The following is a 1135-nucleotide window of genomic DNA, read 5'->3' on the forward strand; positions in this document are numbered from 1 at the left end:
GGCGCGCCGAGGCGGGGCGCCGCCGGGGTTCGCGGCGCGGTGAGCAACCGGCGCGACTGCGGCCCGGAGGCCGGGACGAGCATGCCGTCGCGCAGCGCCAGCACCCGGCCGGCGAGCGCGAGCAGCGCTTCCCGGTGCGACACCAGCAGCACCGAAACGCCGGAGGACGCCAGGGCGCCGACGAGCCGCGCCACGGCCGCCTCGCCTTCGGCGTCGAGGAAGGCCGCGGGCTCGTCCAGCACCACCAGCCGCGGGCGGCCGTACACCGCGCGCGCCAGGGCGATGCGCTGGCGTTGGCCCATGGACAGGCGGAGCGTCCCGCCGAGGCGCGTGGCGAAGCCGTCCGGCAGGCCGGCGACCATCCGCTCCGCCCCCGCCAGGCGGGTCGCGCGCAACACCGCGGCCATGTCGGGCTCGGGCGAGAGGCGGGCGATGGCTTCGGCCACGGTGCCCTCCGTCAGCGCGGGGTCCTGCGGCAGGTAGCCGACGTGGCGGGCGAGGTCCTCGCGGTCCCAGTGCGCGGTGGCGTGGCCGTCGAGGAAGACGCCGCCGGCGATCGGTTTGCGCGTGCCGAGCACCAGGCCGAGCAGGCTCGACTTCCCGCAGCCCGGCGGGCCGCAGACCGCCACCACCTCGCCCGGCTCCAGCGCGAGGCGGATGTTGCGCAGCAGCGCGCGCGGCGCGCCGGGGTGGGCGAAGGTGGCGTCCTCGATCGTCAGCCTGCCGTGCGGGCAGGGGTAGGCGCGGGTTTCGCGCGCCGGGGCCGCGTCGGCCTCGCGCAGCAGCGCGTCCAGCCGCGCCCAGGCGGCGCGGACGGACGAGGCCTCTTCCAGCGCAGGGCCGAGGCGCGAAAAGGGCTCCATGACCCGCGCCGTGAGCAACAAGCCGGCGAGCAGGCCGTAGCCGACGTCGGAGCCGGCGACGATCGCCAGCACGCCCACCACCAGGGCGCCGCTCGCGGCGAAGCCGTAGAGCGTGGCCGCCGCCGCGGCGGCGATGCGGGCGCCGCGCTGCGCCCGGCGCAGGTCCGAGGCGCCGCGCGCGAGCGAGACCGCCCAGCGCCGCACCAGCGCCGGCAAGAGGCCCATCGCCTCCACCGCCTCGGCGCAGCGCGCGGCGTCGGCGACCAGCAGCG

1 protein-coding gene is annotated in these 1135 nt (G+C 78.8%); it reads right to left on the reverse strand.

The window, feature by feature from the left end; translation table 11 throughout:
* Positions 1-1135 (reverse strand): ATP-binding cassette domain-containing protein (locus ABD067_RS22980; protein WP_343897741.1); only part of this gene is annotated, 1135 nt, incomplete at both ends.

The organism is Craurococcus roseus, from assembly GCF_039523795.1.
Classification (GTDB): domain Bacteria; phylum Pseudomonadota; class Alphaproteobacteria; order Acetobacterales; family Acetobacteraceae; genus Craurococcus; species Craurococcus roseus.